Source organism: Pseudomonas fluorescens group sp. PF-1, from assembly GCF_054481335.1.
The window spans coordinates 2,602,456-2,624,721 of the sequence record NZ_JBTMNG010000002.1 but is presented as its reverse complement, the minus strand read 5'-3'; the positions used below and the strand labels follow the sequence as shown (position 1 = coordinate 2,624,721).

The 22,266-nt window shown below is 59.0% G+C and carries 19 protein-coding genes; 14 read left to right on the top strand and 5 right to left on the bottom strand.

Features of this window, described 5'->3' with window-relative positions:
- Positions 1–132: 132 nt before the first annotated feature.
- Both lolA and ACX3YD_RS26930 read right to left on the bottom strand, forming a co-directional pair.
- Positions 133–753 (bottom strand): outer membrane lipoprotein chaperone LolA, encoded by a 621-nt coding sequence (lolA, locus tag ACX3YD_RS26935; protein ID WP_047527704.1) that lies wholly within the window; start codon positions 751–753, stop codon positions 133–135.
- A 66-nt stretch (positions 754–819) separates the two neighbouring features.
- On the bottom strand, positions 820–3,231 hold the full coding sequence (locus tag ACX3YD_RS26930; protein ID WP_081997843.1) for a DNA translocase FtsK: 2,412 nt from the start codon (positions 3,229–3,231) through the stop codon (positions 820–822).
- 318 nt (positions 3,232–3,549) lie between these two features.
- On the opposite strand from ACX3YD_RS26930, the gene trxB reads away from it, so the two are divergent.
- The 4 genes from trxB (at position 3,550) to infA (ending at position 6,360) form a co-directional block, all read left to right on the top strand.
- The gene (gene trxB, locus ACX3YD_RS26925) at positions 3,550–4,509 is read left to right on the top strand and encodes a thioredoxin-disulfide reductase (RefSeq protein ID WP_458961466.1); all 960 of its coding nucleotides are present in this window, start codon (positions 3,550–3,552) and stop codon (positions 4,507–4,509) included.
- A 63-nt stretch (positions 4,510–4,572) separates the two neighbouring features.
- Complete coding sequence (gene aat / locus ACX3YD_RS26920; RefSeq protein WP_458961465.1) at positions 4,573–5,253, top strand: leucyl/phenylalanyl-tRNA--protein transferase; 681 nt, start codon at positions 4,573–4,575, stop codon at positions 5,251–5,253.
- A 69-nt stretch (positions 5,254–5,322) separates the two neighbouring features.
- On the top strand, positions 5,323–6,030 hold the full coding sequence (locus tag ACX3YD_RS26915; protein WP_047527699.1) for an arginyltransferase: 708 nt from the start codon (positions 5,323–5,325) through the stop codon (positions 6,028–6,030).
- Between the two features lie 111 nt (positions 6,031–6,141).
- Positions 6,142–6,360: a translation initiation factor IF-1 gene (gene infA / locus ACX3YD_RS26910; RefSeq protein ID WP_002553999.1), complete on the top strand. Its 219-nt coding sequence runs from the start codon at positions 6,142–6,144 to the stop codon at positions 6,358–6,360.
- Between the two features lie 235 nt (positions 6,361–6,595).
- On the opposite strand, the gene clpA is transcribed toward infA, so the two are convergent.
- Both clpA and clpS read right to left on the bottom strand, forming a co-directional pair.
- A complete protein-coding gene (gene clpA, locus ACX3YD_RS26905; RefSeq protein WP_047527693.1) occupies positions 6,596–8,866 on the bottom strand; it encodes an ATP-dependent Clp protease ATP-binding subunit ClpA in 2,271 nt (756 codons plus the stop codon).
- Between the two features lie 30 nt (positions 8,867–8,896).
- On the bottom strand, positions 8,897–9,259 hold the full coding sequence (clpS, locus tag ACX3YD_RS26900) for an ATP-dependent Clp protease adapter ClpS (RefSeq protein ID WP_015094394.1): 363 nt from the start codon (positions 9,257–9,259) through the stop codon (positions 8,897–8,899).
- A 224-nt stretch (positions 9,260–9,483) separates the two neighbouring features.
- Here clpS and cspD point away from each other — a divergent pair, with 224 nt between their 5' ends.
- Positions 9,484–9,753, top strand: a complete 270-nt coding sequence (cspD, locus tag ACX3YD_RS26895) for a cold shock domain-containing protein CspD (protein WP_103405064.1) — start codon at positions 9,484–9,486, stop codon at positions 9,751–9,753.
- Positions 9,754–9,821: 68 nt separating this feature from the next.
- Here cspD and icd read toward each other — a convergent pair whose 3' ends face one another.
- A complete protein-coding gene (gene icd / locus ACX3YD_RS26890; RefSeq protein WP_047527687.1) occupies positions 9,822–11,078 on the bottom strand; it encodes an NADP-dependent isocitrate dehydrogenase in 1,257 nt (418 codons plus the stop codon).
- Between the two features lie 493 nt (positions 11,079–11,571).
- Here icd and ACX3YD_RS26885 point away from each other — a divergent pair, with 493 nt between their 5' ends.
- From ACX3YD_RS26885 to aceA, 9 genes are all read left to right on the top strand, one after another.
- Complete coding sequence (locus tag ACX3YD_RS26885; protein WP_458961464.1) at positions 11,572–13,797, top strand: NADP-dependent isocitrate dehydrogenase; 2,226 nt, start codon at positions 11,572–11,574, stop codon at positions 13,795–13,797.
- A gap of 142 nt (positions 13,798–13,939) precedes the next feature.
- The gene (locus tag ACX3YD_RS26880; RefSeq protein ID WP_090468419.1) at positions 13,940–14,386 is read left to right on the top strand and encodes an NUDIX hydrolase; all 447 of its coding nucleotides are present in this window, start codon (positions 13,940–13,942) and stop codon (positions 14,384–14,386) included.
- Positions 14,387–14,445: 59 nt separating this feature from the next.
- Positions 14,446–15,591: a tRNA 2-thiouridine(34) synthase MnmA gene (gene mnmA, locus ACX3YD_RS26875; RefSeq protein ID WP_458961463.1), complete on the top strand. Its 1,146-nt coding sequence runs from the start codon at positions 14,446–14,448 to the stop codon at positions 15,589–15,591.
- Entirely contained in the window at positions 15,588–16,211 is a 624-nt protein-coding gene (hflD, locus tag ACX3YD_RS26870; protein ID WP_103405061.1) for a high frequency lysogenization protein HflD, read from the top strand. The genes mnmA and hflD overlap by 4 nt, the downstream gene beginning before the upstream one ends.
- Positions 16,212–16,338: 127 nt before the next feature.
- Positions 16,339–17,709 (top strand): adenylosuccinate lyase, encoded by a 1,371-nt coding sequence (purB, locus tag ACX3YD_RS26865; protein ID WP_458961462.1) that lies wholly within the window; start codon positions 16,339–16,341, stop codon positions 17,707–17,709.
- A gap of 86 nt (positions 17,710–17,795) precedes the next feature.
- A complete protein-coding gene (locus tag ACX3YD_RS26860) occupies positions 17,796–18,965 on the top strand; it encodes a ribosomal protein uL16 3-hydroxylase (protein ID WP_458961461.1) in 1,170 nt (389 codons plus the stop codon).
- The gene (locus ACX3YD_RS26855; RefSeq protein WP_047527672.1) at positions 18,958–19,383 is read left to right on the top strand and encodes a GNAT family N-acetyltransferase; all 426 of its coding nucleotides are present in this window, start codon (positions 18,958–18,960) and stop codon (positions 19,381–19,383) included. Before ACX3YD_RS26860 ends, ACX3YD_RS26855 begins: the two co-directional genes overlap by 8 nt.
- A 168-nt stretch (positions 19,384–19,551) precedes the next feature.
- Entirely contained in the window at positions 19,552–20,313 is a 762-nt protein-coding gene (locus tag ACX3YD_RS26850) for a secretin N-terminal domain-containing protein (RefSeq protein WP_047527670.1), read from the top strand.
- Between the two features lie 503 nt (positions 20,314–20,816).
- Positions 20,817–22,142, top strand: a complete 1,326-nt coding sequence (gene aceA / locus ACX3YD_RS26845) for an isocitrate lyase (RefSeq protein WP_103405058.1) — start codon at positions 20,817–20,819, stop codon at positions 22,140–22,142.
- Positions 22,143–22,266: the final 124 nt, after the last annotated feature.

The window sequence follows — 22,266 nt, the reverse complement described above, 5'->3', positions numbered from 1 at the left end:
AATTGAACACCGTCCCCACTGTAGGAGCGAGCCTGCTCGCGATGGACTCAAGGGCACCGCTGGGTGTCAGGCCGCCAGCGTTATCGTTAACGCCCATCGCGAGCAGGCTCGCTCCTACAAGGGTGTTGTGTGTTATTCCTGGATCACGTCCGCACCCTTGGGGATGTCGAACTTGAATTTCGAAGCCGGGATCGGCTCGTTGGCCTTCACGCCAGTGAACAGGATATTGGTGCGCTGACCGACACTGTCAATCAATTGCATGTCATTGACCAGGCCATTGCGGAACGACAGACGCAGGCTGTCGAACAGGGTGTCCTTGGTTTTCGGCTTCAAGGTGAAGTCGATCACGCCGCCGGCTTCCTTGGCGCTGATGTCGAAGCTCTGGCTGATCTTGGACACGTCACCGGACAGCAGCAAGGCTGGGGTCTGGGTCAGGCGCTGGTCGAGATTCTTGATGGTGGCCTGCTCCAGATCGGGGTCCCACAGGGTCACTTTCTTGCCGTCGGAGACCATGGTCTGTTCGGCTGGCGCATTGGTGTGCCAGTAGAACAATCCCGGGCGTTGCAGGGACATTTCACCGGCCGTTTCCTGCAATTGGGTGCCTGTACCATCGAGGGTCAACTGGGAGAAACGTGCGGTCAGGGTCTGGGATTTTTCCAGCAGTTGGGTCAGACGCGCCACGTCCTTTTCATCGGCGTGGGCCGAGAGCGTGGTCAAGGCCAGTACCGGCAACAGCATGCGGATAAGACGCATGGGAGTCCTCATAATATTCGTGGGAGTGCGGACGGCGCCTCAAGACGCCGTCCTTCAAAAATCAGGTCAGTCGCGCACCGGGCCGGGGGCCAGGACTTCACGCGAGCCGTTGGTGTTCATGGACGTCACGACCCCGGCCATTTCCATGGCTTCGATCATGCGCGCAGCGCGGTTGTAGCCGATTTTCAGCTTGCGCTGAACCGCGGAAATGGACGCGCGACGGCTTTCCAGAACGAACTGCACCGCCTCGTCGTACAGCGCATCAGCTTCGGGATCATCGCCGTCGCCACCACCGCTGCTGCCTTCAAAGCCGCTACCGGCCTCTTCGACACCGTTGAGAATGTCGTCGTTGTACTCCGGCGCACCGCGCAGTTTCCAGGCTTCGACCACCCGGTGTACCTCGTCATCGGAAACGAACGCACCGTGGACGCGAATCGGCAGACTGGTGCCCGGCGGCATGTACAGCATGTCACCATGGCCCAGCAGCTGTTCGGCGCCGCCCTGGTCGATGATGGTGCGCGAGTCGATCTTGCTCGAAACCTGGAACGCCATGCGGGTCGGGATGTTGGCCTTGATCAGACCGGTGATCACGTCCACCGACGGACGCTGGGTCGCAAGAATCAAGTGAATACCGGCGGCACGCGCCTTCTGCGCGATACGGGCAATCAGTTCTTCAACCTTCTTGCCGACGATCATCATCATGTCGGCAAATTCGTCGACCACCACCACGATGGTCGGCAGCTTTTGCAGCAACGGCGCTTCGTCGTGGATGCTTTCGCGCTTGTACAGCGGATCGCTCAACGGCTCGCCGGCGTCCTGGGCTTCCTTGACCTTGGCGTTGAAGCCCGACAGGTTTCGCACGCCCATCTTCGCCATCAGCTTGTAGCGCCGCTCCATCTCGGCAACGCTCCAGCGCAGGGCGTTGGCGGCGTCCTTCATGTCGGTGACGACCGGGCAAAGCAGGTGCGGAATGCCCTCGTAGATCGACAGCTCGAGCATTTTCGGGTCGATCATGATCAGCTTGGCGTCTTCCGGGCCGGACTTGAACAGGATCGACAGGATCATCGCGTTCACGCCCACCGACTTACCGGAACCGGTGGTACCGGCCACCAGCAGGTGAGGCATTTTCGCCAGGTCGGTGATCACCGGCTTGCCGCCGATGTCATGGCCCAGGGCCAGGGTGACCGGCGATTTGAAATTGTCGTACTCGGGCGTCGAGAGCACTTCGGAGAAACGCACGATCTGGCGGTCTTCGTTGGGGATCTCGATACCGACCGTGGTCTTGCCGGGAATCACTTCCACGACCCGCACACTGGTCACGGCCAGGGAGCGCGCCAGGTCTTTGGCCAGGTTGGAGATACGGCTGACCTTGACCCCGGCCGCCGGCTGGATTTCGTAACGGGTGATCACCGGACCCGGATGGATCGAGTCCACGGTAACTTCGACGCCGAATTCCTTGAGTTTGATTTCCAGCAAGTGACCGACCGCCGCCAGGGACTCCGGTGAGTAATTGAGCTGTTTCTTTTCCGCAGGGTCGAGAATCGAGATCGGTGGCAAGGTGCCTTCCACGGCGCTGTCGACGAACAGCGGCGCCTGTTTCTCTTTCTGTACGCGCTTGCTTGGCTCGGGCGCCTTGACCGGGGCCGGCGCGATCACAGGCGGTACCTGCTTCTCGCGCTCGGACATGTGCTTGCTCAGCGCCTGCTCACGTTCGATCAGGCGCTCCTTGACCTTGGCCTGCTCGCGTTTGTCGGTGACGGTCGGCGCGACCACGTCATGCACGCGATCATCGACTTCACGCAACTGCGCGACCAGTTGCTTGCGCTCGGTACGGGCCGCCCACCAGCGATTGGCCGCGCCCTGGAACAGTTCGAAAAGGTCGAGGGTGATCTTGCCGGTGACGTCCATCACCTTGAACCAGGACAGGTCGGTGAACACCGTCAGGCCAAACAGGAACAGCGCAATGAACAGCAGCGTTCCGCCCTGGATGTTCAGGGCGTTCTTTGCCAGATCGCCGAGGCTTTCCCCCAGCGCGCCGCCAGCACCGGCCGGCAACCCGGTCGCGGCATGGAAATGGATGTGCGCCAACGCAGCGCCGGACAGCACCAGAAACACCAGGCCGATCAGCCGCCAGGAAAACAGCCAGCCGCTCCACTGCCATGGCTCGTGGCGTTGACGGAATATCTGGTAGGTCTTGATCGCCAGCAGCAGCGGGAAGACGTAGGCGAAATAACCGAGCACCATGAACAGGATATCGGCGCTATAGGAGCCCGCCGGCCCGCCGAAATTCTGTACGTCGTCGATCTTGCTGTTGTGGCTCCACCCCGGATCGTCCTTGCCATAGGTCAACAAGGCCATCATCAGGAACAGGCACAAGGCACCAATGGCGATCAATGCACCTTCCTTGAGTCGGTAGTGCAAATGCTGGCGCCAGAGCGGAACGACGGCTGGTTTAGGTGCTGCGGTGGATTTCTTCAAAACGCTTCTTTTCCTGCGCCTATGGCGCGTCCATCTGTTGAATGACTATAAAAACTGCCAAAAAAACTGCCCAATCCAGGCAGGTAAAAAGTTAACGGGCGTAACAAGTACTACTTTTAACATTGCGCCTCGGTTTTTATAAACACGAAACGCACTGCTTATTTTGTTACAAACACTGTGACAGCCACGCATTGTACGGGTTTGTTCGTCCGATGCCATGCTTGAAACCTTAGGTTGCAGCATAGTCAAAAGCACATCACGTGCGACTCAATTTGAGCACGCATTCTCTTTTGTGACAAAGGCTTATGAGGTGTTTTTATGAGCGAAGCGAAGCATCACCGCCTGATCATTCTGGGTTCCGGCCCCGCCGGTTACAGCGCAGCCGTGTATGCCGCCCGCGCCAACCTCAAACCCGTTGTCATTACCGGCATACAGGCAGGTGGCCAGCTCACCACCACCGTCGAAGTCGATAACTGGCCCGGCGATGTCGAAGGCCTCACAGGCCCTGCCCTGATGGAGCGCATGCAAAAACACGCCGAACGTTTTGACACAGAGATCGTCTACGACCACATCCACACGGCCAAGTTGCAACAGCGCCCGTTTGAACTCACGGGAGACAGCGGAACCTACACGTGCGATGCGCTGATTATTGCCACTGGAGCCTCCGCGCAATACCTGGGACTGCCCTCGGAAGAAACGTTTGCCGGCAAAGGGGTTTCGGCTTGCGCGACTTGCGACGGCTTCTTCTATCGCAATCAGGTCGTCGCCGTGATCGGTGGCGGCAATACGGCGGTTGAAGAAGCGTTGTACCTGTCCAACATTGCCAGGGAAGTGCATCTGATTCACCGTCGGGACAAGTTGCGCTCGGAGAAGATCCTTCAGGACAAACTCTTCGAGAAAGCCGCCAATGGCAATATCCGCCTGCACTGGAACCAGCATCTGGATGAAGTGTTGGGCGATGCCAGTGGCGTCACCGGTGCGCGTCTGCGTGACAGCCACACCGGAGACACCCAGGAGCTGCCGCTCGCCGGCGTGTTCATTGCCATCGGCCACAAGCCCAACACCGACCTTTTCACCGGCCAGCTGGAAATGCGTGACGGCTACCTGCTGGTCAAGGGTGGCAGCGAAGGCGATGCCACAGCGACGGCCATCGCCGGGGTATTTGCCGCCGGCGATGTGGCCGACCACGTCTATCGCCAGGCCGTCACTTCCGCCGGAGCAGGATGCATGGCGGCACTGGACGCGGAAAAATACCTCGACGACATTCCCGCCGCTTGACGGCACACTGGGTGGTGGGCCGACAATCGCCACTACCCTCCCCTCTCTGCAAGCCCGGACGCCATGCTGACTTGGTTACAACGCAATACCCTGACGTTCCCGCCGCTGGATAAAGCCATGCGCGACCCCAATGGTCTACTGGCCGCCGGCGGCGATCTGTCCGCCGACCGGCTGATCCGGGCGTACCGGCACGGTTGCTTTCCCTGGTTCTCGGAAGGCCAGCCGATTCTCTGGTGGTCGCCGGACCCGCGCACCGTACTTTTTCCCGACGAACTGCACGTCTCGCGCAGCCTGAACAAATTGCTGCGCCAACAACGCTATCAGGTGACCTTCGACCAGGATTTTGCCGCCGTCATCCGTGCTTGCGCAGCACCGCGCGACTACGCCGATGGCACCTGGATCACGCAAGCCATGCAGGACGCCTATCTTGAGCTGCACAAGCGCGGTTATGCGCATTCGGTGGAGGTCTGGGATCAGGGTGAACTGGTTGGCGGGCTGTACGGCCTGGCAATGGGGCAATTGTTTTTCGGCGAGTCCATGTTCAGCCGCGCCGACAACGCCTCCAAGTATGGCTTTGCCACCTTGGTGCAACACCTGAAAGAATGGGGTTTCGTGCTGATCGATTGCCAGATGCCGACCGACCATCTGCATAGCCTCGGTGCGCGAGCGATTCCCCGCAGCGCGTTTGCCGGCTATCTGTCGCAGTACCTGGGCCAGTCCAGCCGTGCGACCTGGGTTTGCTGAGCGACTTTCGCGCGCGTGGCTTACACTTAGAGACGCCCCCTAATTAAAAGTTTATCCCGAGGGTTGATCATGACCGAGTTGGCGCGTTTGAAGTTCTATGCCACTCAGCCCCACTCTTGCAGTTATCTGCCAGAGGAGCAGGCTACAACCCTGTTCCTCGATCCTAGCCAGCCCATGGATGTGCATGTCTATGCGGACCTGTCGGAAATGGGTTTTCGTCGCAGTGGCGATCACCTCTATCGGCCGCATTGTCAAAACTGCAATGCGTGCGTGCCTGCACGCATCCCCGTAGGACAATTCACCCCCAACCGTCAGCAGAAGCGCATTTTCAAACGCAATGCCGACTTGCAGGTACGCCCGGCAAAACCAGGCTTCAGCGAAGAGTATTTCGACCTTTACCAGCGCTACATCGAACAGCGTCATGCCGATGGCGACATGTATCCGCCGAGCCGCGATCAATTTTCGACATTCCTGGTACGTGACCTGCCTTTCTCGCGTTTCTATGAATTTCGCCTCGACGGGCGGCTGCTGGCCATCGCTGTCACCGACCTTCTGCCGAACGGTCTGTCGGCGGTCTACACCTTCTATGAGCCTGCAGAAGACCGCCGAAGCCTGGGGCGTTTCGCGATCCTGTGGCAGATTGGCGAGGCCCGGCGCCTGGGGCTGGACGCGGTCTACCTGGGTTACTGGATCAAGAACTGCAAAAAAATGAGCTACAAGACGCAATATCGACCCATTGAATTGCTGATTAACCAGCGTTGGGTTGCCCTGAACTAGAGCACGGCCTAAACCCCTTGGCTTGAACCCCACTTTTCGGGCACAATGCACGCCGCTTTTGCCTGGCGCAGTTGCACCGGGCCATTCATTGGACACCGAGGGCTTTACTGCATGTCGAAAGAAGACAGCTTCGAAATGGAAGGCACTGTCGTCGACACCCTGCCCAACACCATGTTTCGTGTGGAGTTGGAAAATGGGCACGTCGTAACCGCGCATATTTCCGGCAAGATGCGCAAGAACTACATTCGTATTCTTACCGGTGACAAAGTGCGCGTCGAGCTGACGCCCTATGACTTGAGCAAAGGGCGCATCACTTACCGCGCTCGCTAATCAAGTCAATACAAGACGCCCGGCTATGCCGGGCGTTTTTGTATGTCCGAAATATGAAGCCCACCGCAACCAATGTGGGAGCGAGCCTGCTCGCGAAAGCGTCGTGTCAGCCAGCATCTCTTTCACTGCTATAACGCATTCGCGAGCAGGCTCGCTCCCACAAGGGGCAGACGTAAATCTGACAGACCGCAAAAAGGCGCCAATCGGCGCCTTTTTGCTTTGCAGCGGTTTAACGTCAGGCCATTTCGGCCGTGGTCTCGAACTCGAAGGTCAGCTCGCCGTCCTTGATGTCGATGTGCACCACACCGCCATGTTCGGCCAGTTCGCCAAAGAGAATCTCCTCTGCCAGCGGACGCTTGATCTTGTCCTGGATCAGGCGAGCCATTGGTCGAGCACCCATTGCTGCGTCGTAACCACCGGCCGCCAGCCAGCTGCGGGCCGCATCGGAAACCTCCAACAGCACACGCTTGTCTTCCAGCTGCGCCTGAAGCTCGATGAGGAACTTGTCCACCACGCTCTTGATAACCTCGTGACTGAGGCGACCAAACTGAATGATGGTGTCCAGGCGGTTGCGGAATTCCGGCGTGAAGCTTTTCTTGATCACTTCCATCGCATCGGAAGAGTGATCCTGATAGGTGAAACCGATCGAGGCACGGGCTGCGGTCTCGGCACCGGCGTTGGTCGTCATGATGACGATCACGTTACGGAAATCCGCCTTGCGCCCGTTGTTATCGGTCAACGTACCGTGATCCATGACCTGCAGCAGCAGGTTGAAGACTTCCGGATGCGCTTTCTCGATTTCATCGAGCAACAGCACGCAGTGAGGCTGCTTGGTAATGGCTTCGGTCAGCAGACCGCCCTGATCGAACCCGACATAGCCCGGAGGCGCACCGATCAGACGCGATACGGTGTGGCGCTCCATGTACTCGGACATGTCGAAACGAACCAGCTCGACACCCAAGGCCTTGGCGAGCTGGCGCGCCGCTTCGGTTTTACCGACACCGGTAGGACCGGCGAACAGGAACGAACCGACAGGCTTGTCAGGCGACTTGAGTCCGGCACGGGACAGTTTGATCGCGGTCGCCAGGGAGTCGATCGCGGCATCCTGACCAAACACCGTCAATTTCAGGTCACGCTCAAGGTTACGCAGCAGCTCCTTGTCGGAACTGGTGACGTGTTTTGGCGGAATCCGCGCGATTTTCGCGACGATGTCCTCGACCTGAGCCACCTCGATGCGTTTTACGCGCTTCTCGATCGGCTGCAGGCGCTGGTAGGCACCCGCCTCGTCGATGACGTCGATGGCCTTGTCCGGCATGTGCCGGTCATTGATGTAGCGCGAGGCCAGTTCGGCAGCGGCGCGCAGGGCTTCATCACTGTATTCGATATTGTGATGGGTCTCGAAACGCCCTTTCAGGCCGCGCAGGATACCGATGGTGTCTTCCACCGAAGGCTCGGACACATCGACCTTCTGGAAGCGCCGAGCCAAGGCACGGTCCTTCTCGAAGATACCGCGGAACTCCTGGAAGGTCGTCGAACCGATGCAACGGATATCACCCGACGACAGCAGCGGCTTGAGCAGGTTCGAAGCATCCATGACGCCGCCGGACGCTGCACCCGCACCGATGATGGTGTGGATCTCATCGATGAACAGGATTGCCTGTGGACGTTTTTTCAGTTCATTGAGCAACGCCTTGAAGCGCTTCTCGAAATCACCGCGATATTTGGTCCCGGCCAGCAAGGCACCCAGATCGAGGGAGTAAACCACGCTGTTGGCCAGCAGGTCCGGTACCTGGTTGTCGACAATGCGCTTGGCCAGACCTTCGGCAATCGCGGTTTTACCCACGCCCGCCTCGCCTACCAGCAGCGGATTGTTTTTGCGACGACGCGCCAGGATCTGCGCAACGCGCTCGACTTCCAGCTCACGACCGACCAACGGATCGATACGACCCTGGCGCGCGAGTTCGTTGAGGTTACTGGCATAAGCATCCAGTGGGTTGCCTGAAGAAGAAGACTCACCGCCCTCGTCGTCCTGCATATCTTGCTCGCCCTCAGAGTGATCGCCGTGCCCCGGCACCTTGGAAATGCCATGGGCGATGTAGTTGACGACATCGATACGGGCAACGCTCTGCTGTTTCAGCAGGAACACTGCCTGACTCTCTTGCTCACTGAAGATCGCGACCAGCACGTTGGCGCCAGTCACTTCACGTTTGCCCGAGCTCTGTACATGAAACACAGCACGTTGCAGTACACGCTGGAAGCCCAGGGTTGGCTGGGTTTCGCGGTCCTCGTCATGCACGGGGATCAACGGCGTGGTGGAGTCAATGAACTCCTGCAGGTCGTGCTTGAGTTTGTCGAGGTTTGCGCCGCAGGCACGCAATACGGTGGCGGCAGCCTCATTGTCCAATAGGGCCAGCAGGAGATGCTCGACGGTCATGAATTCATGACGCTTCGAACGGGCCTCCTTGAAGGCAAGATTGAGGGTGACTTCGAGCTCGCGGTTTAACATAGCTTCACCTCATACCCAAGTGTCCGGCGATTAACCGTCCTTCTCGATTTCACAGAGTAGCGGATGCTGGCTTTCCCTGGCGTACTGGTTGACCTGCATGGCCTTGGTCTCGGCGATGTCGCGGGTAAACACTCCACATACTGCCCGCCCTTCTGTATGGACGGCCAGCATGACCTTGGTCGCCAGCTCGCGATTCAGGTTAAAAAACACCTCGAGCACTTCGACGACGAAATCCATCGGTGTGTAGTCATCATTGAACAAAACCACCTTGTACATCGGCGGCGCCTGTAGAGCAGGCTTGGCCTCCTGAACAGCAATGCCTGCGGAATCGTCGTCGTGTAAATCAGGGCGATCCTGATTGAATGTTAGTCGAATCTGGCTGATTGCATGCATGGAAAGAAAGGTTCGTCAGTTGTGCAAATACAGTGGTGGGGGCAGCTATGGCCAATTTCAACTCCGACTGCCGGGTCACCTTGACTATCAGCAAAACGGTGTTACAACCAATAGAGCCCACAGTGGGTAAAAAAGGTCCGCGGAGTCAACTTTTTTCTAAAAAGCGACTGCGGATGAACTGGATGATACTCCAGTGATGGAGTCTGTTGCAGAGGGATATGTGTATGGCAGTCGGCAAGGTCAAGTGGTTCAACAACGCCAAGGGTTACGGCTTCATCAACGAGGACGGCAAGACAGAAGATCTGTTTGCCCACTACTCGGCCATCAAAATGGATGGCTATAAAACCCTGAAGGCCGGACAGGCTGTGACCTTCAACATCATCCAGGGGCCCAAGGGGCTGCATGCGGTCGAGATCAACGACGCCCTGGCCAAAACCACCACCGCGACCGCCACTACCGCCTCCACCAGCACCCAAGGCACGGCTCTGAGCTGACCGCCCCGGCCATGAAAAACGCCCGGATCAATTGAGCCGGGCGTATTTTTTTTGCAACCTGGATTCGCTTACATGTGCGAGATCAGGGCATCGCCGAAGGCCGAAGACGAAAGCAGCGTGGCGCCGTCCATCAGGCGTTCGAAGTCGTAGGTCACGGTTTTGGCGGAAATCGCGCCGTTGGTGCCTTTGATGATCAGGTCAGCCGCTTCCGTCCAGCCCATGTGGCGCAACATCATTTCAGCGGACAGAATCAACGAACCCGGGTTGACCTGGTCCTTGCCGGCGTACTTCGGCGCAGTACCGTGGGTGGCTTCGAACATCGCCACGGTGTCGGACAGGTTGGCGCCTGGCGCGATACCGATACCGCCCACTTCCGCCGCCAGGGCGTCGGAGAGGTAGTCGCCGTTCAGGTTCAGGGTCGCGATGACATCGTACTCGGCCGGGCGCAGCAGGATCTGCTGGAGCATGGCATCGGCGATGGCATCCTTGACGATGACGTTCTTGCCGGTTTTAGGGTTCTTGAACTGCATCCACGGGCCACCATCGAGCAGGGTCGCGCCGAACTCTTCGGCGGCCACTTCGTAGGCCCATTCCTTGAAGGCACCTTCGGTGAACTTCATGATGTTGCCTTTGTGCACGATGGTCAGCGAATCGCGGTCATTATCGACCACATATTGCAGCGCCTTGCGCGCCAGACGCTTGGTGCCCTGCAGGGACACCGGCTTGATGCCGATACCGCAGTTTTCGTCGAAACGGATCTTGGTAACGCCCATTTCTTCTTTAAGGAATTTGATGACTTTGGTGGCCTCGGCCGAACCGGCCTTCCACTCGATACCGGCATAGATGTCTTCGGAGTTCTCGCGAAAGATCGTCATGTCGACGTCGCCAGGCTTCTTGACCGGGCTCGGCACGCCTTCGAACCAGCGCACCGGACGCAGGCAGACATAGAGATCGAGTTGTTGACGCAGCGCCACGTTCAGCGAACGAATGCCACCACCGACCGGGGTAGTCAGCGGACCCTTGATGGAAACCACGTAGTCCTTGACCGCGTCCAGGGTTTCCTGGGGCAGCCAGGTGTCCTGATCGTAAACCTGAGTCGCTTTTTCCCCGGCGTACACTTCCATCCAGGAAATCTTGCGCTCGCCACCGTAAGCCTTCTTCACGGCAGCATCGACAACCTTGATCATGACGGGGCTGATATCAACCCCAATGCCGTCGCCTTCGATGAAGGGAATGATCGGGTTATTAGGAACATTGAGAGAATGGTCTGCATTGACGGTGATTTTGTCGCCGACGGCTGGAACCTGAATCTTCTTGTAACCCATGCTGAACTCCATTGATTGGATTGAACATCTGGCTTCATTCGAGCGTAACCCAGTTAAATCTGCGCGCAAACCCTATGTTCCATCCACGTGCCGCAAAGCTGCACAACTGGCGGCCTACAAGCCTGAAAGCAAAGGGAAAAGCGCCAAACTACAGCACGACGAATGACTCTACGCCCGACACGCCCCTGCGACCTTTAGACCAATGGACGACAATCGTCGCGTATGAACCATCAACAGATTGCCAGCTACCTATGTATAATGCTGCCCGCTGACCACAGAGTCACGACGACTGAACTGCTCCATGATGAGCCTTTCCGCCGCATAAGCCGGTCTGTTACCGCAGCCCGCTTGCTTGTCGCTCTACTGATGCACCCAACATCACAGCAACGAAACCTCGATATTCGGCTCATGGATGACTTTGAACGAACGCGCTTACCCGGCGCCCTCGAGTTTCTGCGCACGCTTTAGCAAAGAAGAGAGAGTTAATCCGAATATGCCCACCCGCTCGAAGATCATCTATACCTTCACCGACGAAGCTCCCGCCCTCGCCACCTATTCACTGTTGCCTATCGTAGAGGCCTTCACCGCCTCGGCTGATATCGCCGTTGAAACCCGCGATATCTCTCTTGCAGGGCGTATCCTGGCCAGCTTCCCCGAGCAATTGGGCGACAAAGCCGTAGCCGACCACCTCGCCGAACTGGGCGCCCTGGCGATTACGCCTGAAGCGAACATCATCAAGCTGCCGAACATCAGCGCCTCGGTTCCGCAACTGCAGGCCGCGATCAAAGAGTTGCAGGCCCAGGGCTACGCTCTGCCGGACTACCCGGAAACCGTGACCACCGAAGCCGACAAAGAAGCCAAGGCCCGTTACGACAAGATCAAGGGCAGCGCCGTGAACCCGGTTCTGCGCGAAGGCAACTCCGACCGCCGCGCTCCGCTGTCAGTCAAGAACTATGCGCGCAAGCACCCGCACAAAATGGGTGTCTGGGCTGCTGACTCCAAATCCCATGTCGCGCACATGACCACCGGCGATTTCTACGGCAGCGAAAAAGCAGCCCTGATCGACGCCGCTGGCGCTGTGAAAATCGAACTGATCGCTCAAGACGGCACCACCACCGTCCTGAAAGAAAAAACCACCGTGCAAGCCGGTGAGATCATCGATTGCGCGGTCATGAGCAAAAACGCTCTGCGCAGCTTCATCGCTGCCGAGATCGAAGACGCCAAAGCCAAAGGCGTGCTGCTGTCGGTTCACCTGAAAGCGACCATGATGAAGGTTTCCGACCCGATCATGTTCGGCCAGATCGTTGCCGAGTTCTATAAAGACGCACTGGCCAAGCACGCTGACGTGCTGGCGCAGATCGGCTTTAACCTGAACAACGGCATCGGCGACCTGTACGCTCGCATCAAGGCCCTGCCCGCCGAGCAACAAGCCCAGATCGAAGCCGACATTCAAGCGGTCTACGCTGTTCGCCCATCGCTGGCGATGGTCAACTCCGACAAAGGCATCACCAACCTGCACGTGCCGAGCGACGTCATCGTCGACGCCTCGATGCCAGCCATGATCCGTGACTCCGGCAAAATGTGGGGCACCGACGGCCAGTTGCACGACACCAAGGCCGTGATTCCGGATCGCTGCTACGCCACCATCTACCAGGCAGTGATCGAAGACTGCAAGGCCAATGGCGCTTTCGATCCAACCACCATGGGCAGCGTGCCGAACGTTGGCCTGATGGCGCAAAAAGCCGAAGAGTACGGCTCCCACGACAAGACGTTCCAGATCAAGACCAACGGTGTTGTCCGTGTGACCGACACCAAAGGCACCCTGCTGCTGGAACAACCGGTTGAAGCCGGCGATATCTTCCGCATGTGCCAGGCCAAAGACGCGCCGATCCAGGACTGGGTCAAACTGGCCGTCAACCGTGCCCGCGCAAGCAAAACACCAGCGATCTTCTGGCTGGACCCGATGCGCGCTCACGACGGCGTAGTGATCGAGAAAGTTCAGGCTTACCTGAAGGATCACGACACGACCGGTCTGGACATCCAGATCATGGCGCCAGTCGACGCGATGAAGTACACCCTCAAGCGCACCCGCGAAGGCAAGGACACCATCTCGGTGACCGGCAACGTTTTGCGCGATTACCTGACCGACCTGTTCCCGATCATGGAACTGGGCACCAGCGCCAAGATGCTGTCGATCGTTCCGCTGATGAAGGGCGGCGGCCTGTTCGAAACCGGCGCTGGCGGTTCCGCACCGAAGCACGTTCAACAGCTGCTGGAAGAAAACTTCCTGCGCTGGGACTCGCTGGGTGAATTCCTGGCACTGGCTGCGTCCCTGGAACACCTGGGCGTGACCTACAACAATCCCAAGGCGCTGGTTCTGGCCAAGACCCTGGACCAGGCCACCGGCCAGTTCCTGGACAACAACAAGTCGCCATCGCGTAAAGTCGGCAACATCGACAACCGCGGCAGCCACTTCTACCTGGCGCTGTACTGGGCTCAAGCCCTGGCTGCCCAGACCGAAGACAAGGCCCTGCAAGCGCAGTTCGCGACCCTGGCCAAAACCCTGACCGAGAACGAAGCAACCATCGTTGCCGAGCTCAATGCCGTTCAGGGCAAACCAGTGGACATCGGCGGTTACTACCACGCCAATGCCGATCTGATCAGCAAGGCCATGCGTCCGAGCGCCACGTTCAACGCGGCGATTGCTGCGCTGGTTTAAGGCTGCAAGGAACATCACAAACCCCGGCCCCGTGCCGGGGTTTGTGTTTTTGGGGTTTATGATCGACTCAAAACCCTGTGGGAGCTGGCCTGCCAGCTCCCACAGGGATAGTGTTTCAACTTTTGAAAATTGAGGGCATTTCATGGACTGGCAACCCCACATCACCGTCGCCACCATCGTCGAAGACAACGGCCGCTTCCTGATGGTCGAGGAACTCAAGCACGGACGCGTGGTGCTCAACCAGCCCGCCGGCCACCTCGACCCGAACGAAACCCTGACCGAGGCCGCCGTGCGCGAAACCCTCGAGGAAACCGGCTGGGACGTCGAGCCGACCGGCGTGCTGGGCATTTATCTCTATACCGCACCCAGCAACGGCGTGACCTACCAACGGGTCTGCTTCATCGCCAAGCCGCTCAAACACCACCCGGACTACCAGCTGGACGACGGTATCGTCGGCGCCAAGTGGTTGACCCGCGACGAATTAATCGAGCAGAGGGACAGCTGGCGCAGCGAGCTGATTATCCGCTGTATCGACGACTATCTGGACGGCAAACACTTCGGTCTCGAATTGATCCGCCCTTCTCTTTAGCCTTGCGGGCTCCAGCCTGTTAGAATCGCGTCCTTTTTCAAGACACTCATTGAATCCCTATGCGTGATCCAGCCCCTTCTGACACACAAAAGAAGCGCGTCATTGTCGGCATGTCCGGCGGCGTGGACTCTTCCGTTTCCGCCCTCCTGCTGATCGAGCAGGGTTATGAGGTGGAAGGCCTGTTCATGAAGAACTGGGAAGAAGACGATGGAACGGAATACTGCACCGCCATGGATGATCTGGCGGATGCCCAGGCTGTGTGCGACAAGATCGGAATCAAGCTGCACACCGCCAACTTCGCCGCCGAGTACTGGGACAACGTCTTCGAGCACTTCCTGGCCGAATACAAGGCCGGCCGCACGCCGAACCCGGACATCCTGTGCAACCGCGAAATCAAGTTCAAGGCGTTCCTCGACTACGCCATGATGCTGGGCGCCGACCTGATCGCCACCGGCCACTACGTGCGCCGCCGTGACATCGACGGTCGCACCGAATTGCTCAAGGGCCTGGACGCGAACAAGGACCAGAGCTACTTCCTGCACGCCGTCGGCGGCGAACAGATCGCCAAGACCCTGTTCCCGGTCGGCGAGCTGGAAAAGCCGGAAGTACGCGCGATTGCCGAGAAATACGAACTGGCAACCGCGAAGAAGAAGGACTCCACCGGGATCTGCTTTATCGGCGAGCGTCGCTTCAGCGACTTCCTCAAGCAGTACCTGCCGGCACAACCGGGCGAGATCAAGACCACCGAAGGTGAAGTCATCGGCCGCCACCATGGCCTGATGTATCACACCATTGGCCAGCGCCAGGGCCTGGGCATCGGCGGCCTGAAAGACGCCAGCGACGAGCCGTGGTACGTGCTGATCAAAGACCTGGAACATAACGAACTGATCGTCGGCCAGGGCAATGACCACCCGTGGTTGTTCTCCCGCGCCCTGCTCGCTTCGGACATCTACTGGGTCAATCCGATCGACCTGAGCGAGCCGCGCAGACTGACCGCCAAGGTCCGCTATCGCCAGAGCGACCAGCCCTGCACCCTGGAAAAAACCGTCACCGGTTACCGAGCCACGTTTGACGACCCGCAACGCGCGGTCACTCCGGGCCAGTCCGTGGTGTTCTATGACGGTGAAATCTGCCTGGGTGGCGGAGTGATCGAAGTGGCGGAACCCTGGACCAGCAAGAGCACCGGCAAAGGGCAGCCCCAATGAGCCCGACCCAGGAGCAACTGACGGCACTGGGCGGCGTGTTTCTCGCCGCCGTGCTGGTCGATAAAATTGCCAAGACCGGCCAGACCAACGAGGCCGGCCTGACCTGCATGCTGGGTAGCCTGCTGATCCGCGACCCCAAGGACACCCTGGAAGTCTACGGCGGCGACGATATCAATCTGCGCGAAGGCTATCGCGCCTTGATCGGCGCCCTGGAACGCGATCCGAGCACCCTGCAGCGCGAACCACTGCGCTACGCGCTGGCCATGCTCGGCCTTGAGCGCCAACTGGCCAAGCGCAGCGACATGCTGGACATCATCGGCAAACGCCTGCCCCAGATTCAGTCCCAGGTTGAACACTTCGGCCCGGCCCATGAAAACGTGATCGCCGCATGTGGCGCGCTGTACCAGGACACCCTGAGCACCTTGCGCCAACGCATCCAGGTCCACGGCGACATGCGCAACCTGCAGCAACCGAGCAACGCGTCGAAAATTCGCGCGCTATTGCTGGCCGGCATTCGCTCGGCACGCCTGTGGCGGCAGTTGGGCGGCCATCGCTGGCAGTTGGTGATCAGCCGACGCAAATTGCTGAAAGAGCTTTATCCGTTGATGCGCGCTAGCTGAGGCGTATCCGCAACACCCCTTTGTAGTCAGTAACGCGTAATACGCTGGTCAGTTGGCAACGGACCGGCGGATTTTTTCATGTATGATACGCGCCCCATTTCGTTGCCCGACTGTCCGAGAACACCCCATGCAGCTCTCTTCGCTCACTGCGGTTTCCCCTGTTGACGGCCGCTACGCCGGCAAAACCCAGGCCCTGCGCCCAATTTTCAGCGAGTACGGCCTGATCCGTGCCCGCGTTCTGGTTGAAGTACGCTGGCTCCAGCGCCTGGCCGCTCACCCTGCCATCAGCGAAGTGCCGGCGTTCTCCGCCGAAGCCAACGCGGTGCTGAACACCCTGGCGGAAAACTTCTCTCTGGAGCACGCCGAGCGTGTCAAAGAGATCGAACGCACCACCAACCACGACGTAAAAGCCATCGAATACCTGCTCAAAGAGCAAGCGGCCAAGCTGCCGGAACTGGCCAAGGTCAGCGAGTTCATCCACTTTGCCTGCACCAGCGAGGACATCAACAACCTGTCCCACGCCCTGATGCTGCGCGAAGGCCGCGATGACGTGATGCTGCCGCTGATGCGCCAGACCGCCAAAGCCATCCGCGAACTGGCCATCCGTTTCGCTGACGTGCCAATGCTGTCACGCACCCACGGTCAACCGGCTTCGCCGACCACCCTGGGCAAAGAGCTGGCGAACGTGGTTTACCGCCTGGAGCGTCAAATCGCTCAAGTCGCTGCCGTTCCGCTGCTCGGCAAGATCAACGGCGCCGTCGGCAACTACAACGCACACCTGTCGGCCTACCCTGAGATCGACTGGGAAGCCAACGCCCGCGCCTTCATCGAAGACGAGCTGGGCCTGGGCTTCAACCCGTACACCACGCAAATCGAGCCGCACGACTACATCGCCGAGCTGTTCGATGCGATCGCCCGCTTCAACACCATCCTGATCGACTTCGACCGCGACATCTGGGGCTACATCTCCCTGGGCTACTTCAAGCAGCGCACCATCGCTGGCGAAATCGGTTCGTCGACCATGCCGCACAAGGTCAACCCGATCGACTTCGAAAACTCCGAAGGCAACCTGGGTATCGCCAACGCACTGTTCCAGCACCTGGCGAGCAAACTGCCAATCTCCCGCTGGCAGCGCGACCTGACCGACTCCACCGTTCTGCGTAATCTCGGCGTCGGCTTCGCCCACAGTGTGATCGCGTACGAAGCAAGCCTCAAAGGCATCAGCAAGCTGGAGCTCAACGAGCAGAAAATCGCCGCCGACCTGGACGCGTGCTGGGAAGTCCTGGCCGAGCCCATCCAGACCGTGATGCGCCGCTACAACATCGAAAACCCGTACGAGAAGCTGAAAGAATTGACCCGCGGCAAGGGCATCAGCCCTGAAGCGTTGCAGACTTTCATCGACGGCCTGGACATGCCAGCCACCGCCAAGGCCGAACTGAAATTGCTCACCCCGGCGAACTACATCGGTAACGCTGCAGAGCAAGCCAGACGCATCTGATCGACCGCTAGACCCTTTTAAGACGCCCGGCCGCGCCGGGCGTTTTTATTCCCGTATGAAAAGTGCATTTTTTCAATAGGTTACACATGAATCCTGACATTCCTCTTCAACTTTTGGGCGGCATCACGGCACGGGAGTTCCTGCGCGACTACTGGCAGAAAAAGCCGCTGTTGATCCGTCAGGCCATCCCGGACTTCGAAAGCCCGCTCGATGCCGACGAATTGGCCGGCCTGGCGCTGGAAGAAGAAGTCGAATCGCGCCTGATCATCGAGCACGGCGAGCGCCCCTGGGAACTGCGCCGCGGCCCGTTTGCCGAGGACGAATTCAGCAAGCTGCCGGAACGCGAGTGGACCCTGCTGGTACAAGCCGTGGACCAGTTCGTTCCGGAAGTCGGCGAACTGCTGGAGCACTTCCGCTTCCTGCCGAGCTGGCGCATTGACGATGTAATGATCAGCTACGCGGCACCAGGTGGCAGCGTCGGCCCGCATTTCGACAACTACGACGTGTTCCTGCTGCAAGGCCACGGCAAGCGCAACTGGAAGATCGGCCAGATGTGCGACTCCGAAAGCCCGCTGCTGCAGCACGCGGACTTGCGCATCCTCGCCGAATTCGAAGCGACCGATGAATGGGTCCTGGAACCGGGTGACATGCTCTACCTGCCACCACGCCTGGCCCACTGCGGCGTCGCGGTCGATGACTGCCTGACTTACTCCGTCGGCTTCCGCGCACCGAGCGCTGCTGAAGTGCTGACCCACTTCACTGACTTCCTCAGCCAGTTCCTGCCTGACGAAGAGCGCTACACCGACGCCGACGCCCAGCCTGCGGTCGATCCGCACCAGATCCAGCACGACGCCCTCGACCGCCTGAAAGGCCTGCTGGCCGAACACATGAGCGACGAGCGCCTGCTGCTGACCTGGTTCGGCCAATTCATGACCGAGCCACGCTATCCGGAATTGGTCGTCGGCCCGGAAGACGTCGAAGAGGAAGACGTCCTCAGCGCGCTCGAACAGGGCGCCGTACTGATCCGCAACCCAAGCGCGCGTCTGGCCTGGTCGGAAGTCGATGATGACTTGCTGCTGTTCGCCAGCGGCCAGAGCCGTTATCTGCCGGGCAAACTGCGCGAGCTGCTGAAGATGATCTGCGCCGCCGATGCGTTGCACAGCGACAACCTTGGTCAGTGGCTGAGCGATGAAGATGGCCGCAGCCTGCTGTGCGAGCTGGTCAAGCAAGGTAGCCTGGGGTTTGCCGATGAATAAGATTCACGTACGTGTCGCAGACTGGCAGAAGGACAACGCCGAGATCCGGCGCATTCGTGAGACGGTGTTCGTTGCCGAGCAATGCGTTCCACCTGAGCTTGAGTGGGATGCCGACGACGCGACTGCCGTGCACTTCCTGGCATTCGAAGGCGACTTTCCAATCGGTACAGCCCGCCTGCTGCCTGACGGTCATGTTGGCCGGGTGTCGGTACTCAAGGATTGGCGCGGCCTGAAAGTCGGCGATGCGTTGATGCAAGCGGTCATCGGCGAAGCCGAAAAGCGCGGGCTAAAACAACAGATGCTCAGCGCCCAGGTCCAAGCCACGGCGTTCTATGAGCGCCTGGGCTTCAGCATGGTCAGTGAGGAGTTCCTGGAAGCAGGGATTCCGCATGTCGACATGGTTCGCCATTCAGCTTGAGACCTGTAGTGAGGGGGCTTGCTCCCTCACCACAAAAGCAACACGCAAACACCAAAAACGCCTCGCCATGTTCGGATGCCGGGGCGTTTTGCTGTCTACGATTCAACTTGCCCCATTGCGGGCCGACAAAGTGGCACTATCAAGCCTTTGATTGCGGAGATAACGGATATGTCCCTACGCACCCTGCTCACCACGCTGTTGGTGACCTGCAGTTTTTCGGTCATGGCAGCCACCGAAATCGTGCCATTGAACTACCACACCAGCGCCGATATGTTGCCGGTCGCACAGGATTTCATCGGCAAGGACGGCCAGGTCAGCGCTTACGGGAATCAGCTTATAGTCAACGCTGATCAGCGCAAGATCGACGAACTTAAAGCCCTTCTTTCCCAGCTCGACACCGCGCCAAAACGCCTGCTGATCACTGTCGATACCAGTGACAACAACACCCAGGGCGACCAGGGATATTCAGTGAACGGCGCCAAGCCCAACCAGACCCGCATCATCAGTTACAACACCGCCAGCCGTAATGGCGGCATTCAGCAAGTCCAGACCAGCGAAGGCACGCCAGCACTGATCCAGGTCGGCCAGAGCGTACCGCTCACCAGCAGCCAGACCGACTCCTACGGCGACCTGCGCAGCCAGACCGAATACCGCAACGTCACTCAGGGGTTCTATGTCACCGCCAGCGTCACCGGTGACATCGTTCACCTGTCGATCAGCACCAACCATGACCGCATGAGTCAGGAACGTCCCGATGTAGTGAACGTACAAAGTACCGACACAACTGTCACCGGGCACTTGGGCGAATGGATCCTGCTGGCTGGCGTAAACGGCCAGACACAGGCCGACAAACAAGGCCTTACCCGCAGCTACTCGACTCAAGGCCGGGATGACATGACGTTACGGGTGAAAGTCGACACTTTGGACTAAGTCACCGAAAACTGACTGACAAGTCGTATTAGACCAAAGATGTAGTGCTTAAAAAAAAGCACTACAAAGTGTTTGACGAGCTAAAAAACCGAAGGCATGATGGCCTCGCTCCCGCTAATCAGAGGCCCCGGCAAGGGCCTTCGAGTCGCCGCTTGCAACTTACCCCACGCAAGCCGATTCGTGTCTGTACCGCCCACAAGGTGTGTTTGACGAGGTTGTCGACTGGAACGAAGTTGTCCCGAGGGACGGAAGCGTAATTAGGTAACCCGGCACCACACTGATGTTCGCACCAAGGCCCACGACGCCAGAATGCGCCCGCAGTTCGCCCGTACCTGCTCACTTCCCCTCGAGCCCATCGTTCATCCCGTCGCCTCCCCCGCCGAATCCGACTTGACCGCTTAAGCTTCTGGTCAGCGAGCAGCCTCTTACGCCAATTTCAGGATGCGTACGTGGCAGGAGCAGGAATTTTCCACCCCAAGACCTATGCGACGAGGTTTATCTCCATGGCACTGACACGCGAACAGCAAATTGCAGCCCTCGAAAAAGACTGGGCTGAAAACCCGCGCTGGAAAGGCGTGACACGCACTTACTCCGCTGCTGACGTCGTCCGCCTGCGTGGCTCGGTTCAACCTGAGCACACTTTTGCAAAAATGGGCGCCGAAAAGCTGTGGAACCTGGTTACCCAAGGTGCCAAGCCAGCCTTCCGTCCTGAGAAAGATTTCGTCAACTGCATGGGCGCCCTGACCGGCGGCCAGGCTGTGCAACAAGTCAAGGCCGGCATCCAGGCGATCTACCTGTCGGGCTGGCAAGTAGCTGCGGACAACAACTCCGCCGAATCGATGTACCCGGACCAGTCGCTGTACCCGGTGGATTCGGTTCCAACCGTGGTCAAGCGCATCAACAACTCGTTCCGTCGTGCTGACCAGATCCAGTGGAAAGCCGGCAAGAACCCGGGCGACGAAGGCTACATCGACTACTTCGCGCCAATCGTGGCTGACGCTGAAGCCGGTTTCGGCGGCGTACTGAACGCTTACGAACTGATGAAGAGCATGATCGAAGCGGGCGCCGCCGGCGTTCACTTCGAAGACCAACTGGCCTCCGTCAAGAAGTGCGGCCACATGGGCGGCAAGGTACTGGTTCCAACCCAGGAAGCCGTACAGAAGCTGATCGCTGCTCGCCTGGCCGCTGACGTTGCCGGTACTCCGACCATCATCCTGGCTCGTACCGACGCTAACGCTGCTGACCTGCTGACTTCCGATTGCGATCCGTACGACCAGCCATTCGTTACTGGCGAACGTACCCAGGAAGGCTTCTACAAAGTGCGCGCCGGTCTCGACCAGGCTATCGCTCGCGGCCTGGCATACGCGCCGTACGCCGACCTGATCTGGTGCGAAACCGCCAAGCCTGATCTGGAAGAAGCTCGTCGCTTCGCCGAAGCGATCAAGAAGGAATACCCGGACCAACTGCTGTCGTACAACTGCTCGCCTTCCTTCAACTGGAAGAAAAACCTGGACGACGCGACCATCGCCAAGTTCCAGCGCGAACTGTCCGCCATGGGCTACAAGCACCAATTCATCACCCTGGCCGGCATTCACAACATGTGGCACAGCATGTTCAACCTGGCGCACGACTACGCCCGCAACGACATGACTGCCTACGTGAAACTGCAGGAGCAGGAATTCGCCGACGCCGCCAAGGGTTACACCTTCGTGGCTCACCAGCAGGAAGTGGGCACCGGCTACTTCGACGACATGACCACCGTGATCCAGGGTGGCTCGTCTTCGGTAACCGCGCTGACCGGCTCGACCGAAGAAGAACAGTTCCACTGATCTGCTTCACCTGAAATACCAGCCGCTGCGGAACGCATAGAAAGCAAACCGCAGCGCTGCACATCTGACGCCCCGACTGGTTCGGGGCGTTTTTTTTGCCTGCGTTTCAATGAACGCCCCCTTC

What these genes read in the sequence shown, in the direction of transcription:
- icd (WP_047527687.1), bottom strand. Translation starts at nt 11,078, where the DNA reads ATGGGTTACAAGAAGATTCAGGTTCCAGCCGTCGGCGACAAAATCACC.
- aceA (WP_103405058.1), top strand. Translation starts at nt 20,817, where the DNA reads ATGGCACTGACACGCGAACAGCAAATTGCAGCCCTCGAAAAAGACTGG.
- clpS (WP_015094394.1), bottom strand. Translation starts at nt 9,259, where the DNA reads ATGCATGCAATCAGCCAGATTCGACTAACATTCAATCAGGATCGCCCT.
- lolA (WP_047527704.1), bottom strand. Translation starts at nt 753, where the DNA reads ATGCGTCTTATCCGCATGCTGTTGCCGGTACTGGCCTTGACCACGCTC.
- ACX3YD_RS26885 (WP_458961464.1), top strand. Translation starts at nt 11,572, where the DNA reads ATGCCCACCCGCTCGAAGATCATCTATACCTTCACCGACGAAGCTCCC.
- ACX3YD_RS26880 (WP_090468419.1), top strand. Translation starts at nt 13,940, where the DNA reads ATGGACTGGCAACCCCACATCACCGTCGCCACCATCGTCGAAGACAAC.
- clpA (WP_047527693.1), bottom strand. Translation starts at nt 8,866, where the DNA reads ATGTTAAACCGCGAGCTCGAAGTCACCCTCAATCTTGCCTTCAAGGAG.
- ACX3YD_RS26860 (WP_458961461.1), top strand. Translation starts at nt 17,796, where the DNA reads ATGAATCCTGACATTCCTCTTCAACTTTTGGGCGGCATCACGGCACGG.
- ACX3YD_RS26850 (WP_047527670.1), top strand. Translation starts at nt 19,552, where the DNA reads ATGTCCCTACGCACCCTGCTCACCACGCTGTTGGTGACCTGCAGTTTT.
- purB (WP_458961462.1), top strand. Translation starts at nt 16,339, where the DNA reads ATGCAGCTCTCTTCGCTCACTGCGGTTTCCCCTGTTGACGGCCGCTAC.
- mnmA (WP_458961463.1), top strand. Translation starts at nt 14,446, where the DNA reads ATGCGTGATCCAGCCCCTTCTGACACACAAAAGAAGCGCGTCATTGTC.
- trxB (WP_458961466.1), top strand. Translation starts at nt 3,550, where the DNA reads ATGAGCGAAGCGAAGCATCACCGCCTGATCATTCTGGGTTCCGGCCCC.
- ACX3YD_RS26855 (WP_047527672.1), top strand. Translation starts at nt 18,958, where the DNA reads ATGAATAAGATTCACGTACGTGTCGCAGACTGGCAGAAGGACAACGCC.
- hflD (WP_103405061.1), top strand. Translation starts at nt 15,588, where the DNA reads ATGAGCCCGACCCAGGAGCAACTGACGGCACTGGGCGGCGTGTTTCTC.
- ACX3YD_RS26915 (WP_047527699.1), top strand. Translation starts at nt 5,323, where the DNA reads ATGACCGAGTTGGCGCGTTTGAAGTTCTATGCCACTCAGCCCCACTCT.
- infA (WP_002553999.1), top strand. Translation starts at nt 6,142, where the DNA reads ATGTCGAAAGAAGACAGCTTCGAAATGGAAGGCACTGTCGTCGACACC.
- aat (WP_458961465.1), top strand. Translation starts at nt 4,573, where the DNA reads ATGCTGACTTGGTTACAACGCAATACCCTGACGTTCCCGCCGCTGGAT.
- cspD (WP_103405064.1), top strand. Translation starts at nt 9,484, where the DNA reads ATGGCAGTCGGCAAGGTCAAGTGGTTCAACAACGCCAAGGGTTACGGC.